Origin of the sequence: Streptomyces sp. UH6, assembly GCF_013421635.1 — a bacterium.
In the GTDB taxonomy this organism is placed as follows: Bacteria; Actinomycetota; Actinomycetes; order Streptomycetales; family Streptomycetaceae; genus Streptomyces; species Streptomyces abyssomicinicus.
Genome location: NZ_JACADT010000656.1, coordinates 1 through 3,251, shown reverse-complemented (window position 1 = coordinate 3,251; position 3,251 = coordinate 1). Strand labels below are relative to the sequence as shown.

4 protein-coding genes are annotated in these 3,251 nt (G+C 74.8%); 3 read left to right on the top strand and 1 reads right to left on the bottom strand.

The features are described 5' to 3' along the window. On the top strand, positions 1 to 947 hold a 947-nt coding region (locus tag HW445_RS23765; RefSeq protein WP_180222988.1), incomplete at its 5' end, for a 4-alpha-glucanotransferase. Positions 948 to 1,009: 62 nt separating this feature from the next. Further along, a complete protein-coding gene (locus HW445_RS23760; RefSeq protein ID WP_180222987.1) occupies positions 1,010 to 1,276 on the top strand; it encodes a hypothetical protein in 267 nt (88 codons plus the stop codon). A gap of 174 nt (positions 1,277 to 1,450) precedes the next feature. On the opposite strand, the gene HW445_RS23755 is transcribed toward HW445_RS23760, so the two are convergent. Further along, positions 1,451 to 2,044, bottom strand: coding sequence for a TetR family transcriptional regulator (locus HW445_RS23755; protein WP_180222986.1), 594 nt, complete (start codon positions 2,042 to 2,044; stop codon positions 1,451 to 1,453). 126 nt (positions 2,045 to 2,170) lie between these two features. Between HW445_RS23755 and HW445_RS23750 the strand changes: the two genes are divergently transcribed. Further along, the coding region (locus HW445_RS23750; RefSeq protein WP_180222985.1) for an FAD-dependent monooxygenase at positions 2,171 to 3,251 on the top strand (1,081 nt) is incomplete at its 3' end.

Genomic DNA, 3,251 nt, shown 5'->3' with positions numbered 1-3,251 from the left:
ACCCGGCGGGCGCGGACACCTGGGCCCTGAGGGACTGCTTCGCCTCCGGCATCTCGGTGGGGGCGCCCCCCGACGCCTTCAACGCGCGCGGACAGGACTGGGGCCTGCCGCCCTGGCGCCCCGACCGCCTCGCCGAGACCGGCTACGCACCGCTGCGCGACCTGCTGCGCGCCCGGTTCCGGCACGCCGGGGCGCTGCGCATCGACCACGTGATGGGTCTCTTCCGGCTCTGGTGGGTCCCCCAGGGCCGTCCGCCCACCCGGGGAACCTACGTCCGGTACGACGCCGAGGCCATGCTCGCGGTCCTCGCCCTGGAGGCGCACCGGGCCGGCGCCGCCGTCATCGGCGAGGATCTCGGCACGGTCGAGCCCGGCGTCCGCGAGGCACTGCGGGACCGGGGGGTCCTCGGCACCTCGGTGCTCTGGTTCGAGCGCGCCTGGGAGACCGACGGCCGCCCCCTCGCCCCCGGGAGTTGGCGGGCCGACTGCCTGGCCACCGTCACCACCCACGACCTGCCGCCCACCGCCTCCCGGATCGCCCACGACCACGTGGACCTGCGGGACCGGCTCGGTCTGCTCACCCGGCCGGCGGAGACCGAGCGGCAGGAGGCGGCGGCCGAACTGGGGGAGTGGCTGGCCGAACTGGACGGCCGCGGCCTGCTGGAGGGCACCCGCGAGGAGGACGTCGTCCTCGCCCTGCACCGGTTCCTGTGGCGGACCCCGGCCCGCCTGGTCGGCGTCTGGCTCCCCGACGGCGTCGGCGACCGGCGTCCGCAGAACGTCCCCGGGACCTCGGACGAGTACCCCAACTGGCGGCTGCCGGTGGCCGACGGCGAGGGCCGCCCCGTCACGCTGGAGGAGATCTCCTCCTCCCCACGGCTGCACGCCCTGCTGGCGGGCCTCGACGAGCCGGTGCGGGAGCACCCGGAACAGGACGCGCCCGGCTGACACGCCCGGCGGTGGGCACCCCGGGCGCGCGGCCTCTCCCCGCGTTGGGTACCTTGGGCGCCGTGGACAAGAAGAACGCCCTGCGCACCGGCGCCCTGGCCGCCGGCACGACGCTGATGATGCTGCTCATGTCGTCCCCCGCGTTCGCGCTCACCCGCGACGACGGTGACGACCCCGGCACCGGCCTGAGCGTCGTGGAGACCCTGGGCCTCTACGTCGTCCTCCCGATCGTGCTCTTCGCCGCGATCGCCGGTGCCGTCATGGTCCTGGACAGGTCCAAGGAGGAGCACCGCGTGACGTCGACCAACATCAGGACCAAGAACTCCTGACCCGGTCGCCCGGCCCCGGCCGGACGCCCGCCGGCCCGCAGGGGCCGGCCCGCCGAACCGCAGATCGCCGAGGGTGCCGTCCTCGTGCCACGAAGCTCCGTGGCGCGCGGACGGCGCCCTCGGCGTGCGTCCGGGGGTGCTTCGGGTGTTCCGTGCGGTGTTCCGCTGCGGTCCTCAGGCGTCCTCCGCGGTGACGTAGCGCTGCACCGTCGGGGCGAGCCACGCCACGATCTCGTCATGGGTCATCGAGGTGACCGTCGGCACCTCCAGCAGGTAGCGGAGCACCGCCATGCCCAGGACCTGTGAGGCGACCAGCGCCGTGCGGCGCGGAACCTCGGCCGGGACCGCGCAGAACCGGGCCACCGCCGGCCCGACCTGACCCTCCAGCAGGGCCTGCTGCCGCCCTTCGTCCAGCCCGGAGGCGAGCCCGACCCGGAGCATCGCGGCCAGTGAGCCGTCCTCCTCCCACCGCTGGAGGAAGTGCCGCACCAGCGCCTCGCCGGCCTCCTCGGGGCGCACCCCGGCGAAGTCCGGCATCCGCAGGTCGATCTCCGAGGCGGCCCGGAACAGCCCCTCCTTGCTGCCGTAGTAGCGCATCACCATCGACGGGTCGATGTCCGCGTCCCGGGCGATGGCGCGGATGGTGGCGCGCTCGTACCCGTCGGCCGCGAACCGCGCGACGGCCGCCCGCAGGATCGCCGCCCGGGTCGCCTCGGAGCGGCGGGGGCGGCGCGTCCCGGTGTCGGCCGGTGGGCTGTTCTCGGTCATGCCAACAAACGTAGGCCAACAGCTGTTGACCGTCCAGACCCGCGGGTCTAGCTTAGTCAACAAGCGTTGGCCAACAGGTGTTGACCTACTGGGTCACCTCTGCGGCCACCGACCTCGGGAGGCCTCATGACCACTGTTCAGGGCACCACCGCGCACCACGCCGACGACGTGTCCCGCTCCGTGATCGTCGTCGGCGCCGGACCCACCGGGCTGCTGCTGGCCGGGGACCTCGCCGAGGCCGGCGTCCCGGTCACCCTGGTGGAGAAGCGTCCGCACGGCATCAGCAACCTCTCCCGCGCCCTGGTGGTGCACGCCCGCACCATGGAGCAGCTCGACGCCCGCGGCCTCGCCGACGAGCTGGCCGGGACCGGCCGCCGCCTCGGAAGTTTCCGCCTCTTCGGGGGCCTCTCGCTGGAGCTGGGCTCGCTCCCCACGCGCTTCCCCTACATCCTGGTCGTCCCGCAGTACGAGGTGGAACGGCTGCTGGAGCGGCGCGCCGCCGGGGCCGGGGTGCGCTTCGCGTACGAGACCGAGGTGACCGGACTCGTCCAGGACGCCGACGGGGTGACGGTCGAGGTCGCCACGCCCGGCGGCGGCGCGTCCCTGCGCGCCGCCTACGTGGTGGGTACCGACGGCGCGCACAGCGCGGTCCGGGAACTGGTCGGGCTGCCGTTCCCCGGGCGCTCGGCGATCCGCTCCCTCGTCCTCGCCGACGTCAGGCTGACCGAGGAGACCGGCTCCGCGCTCGCCGTCGACGCCGGACCGGAGGGCTTCGCGCTGGTCGCCCCCTTCGGTGACGGCTACCACCGGGTGACCGGCTGGCGGCGCGGCGACGACCGGCCGGACAGCGACCCGGTGAGCCTCGACGAGGTCCGCGAGGTCGTCCGCAGCGCCCTCGGCACCGACTTCGGGATGCACGACCCGCGCTGGATGTCCCGCTTCCACAGCGACGAACGGCAGGTGCCCGCGTACCGGGTCGGCAGGGTCCTGCTGGCCGGCGACGCCGCGCACGTCCACTCCCCGGCCGGCGGCCAGGGCATGAACACCGGCCTCCAGGACGCCGCCAACCTCGGCTGGAAGCTGGCCGCCGTGCTCGGCGGGCACGCCGGGGAGCCGCTCCTCGACACCTACCACGCGGAACGGCACCCGGTCGGGCGGATGGTGCTGCGGGTCAGCGGCACGATGCTGCGCGGCGCGCTGGCCCACG

Excerpts from the sequence above, each read along its gene's own strand:
- HW445_RS23755 (WP_180222986.1), bottom strand. The coding sequence starts at position 2,044 with ATGACCGAGAACAGCCCACCGGCCGACACCGGGACGCGCCGCCCCCGC.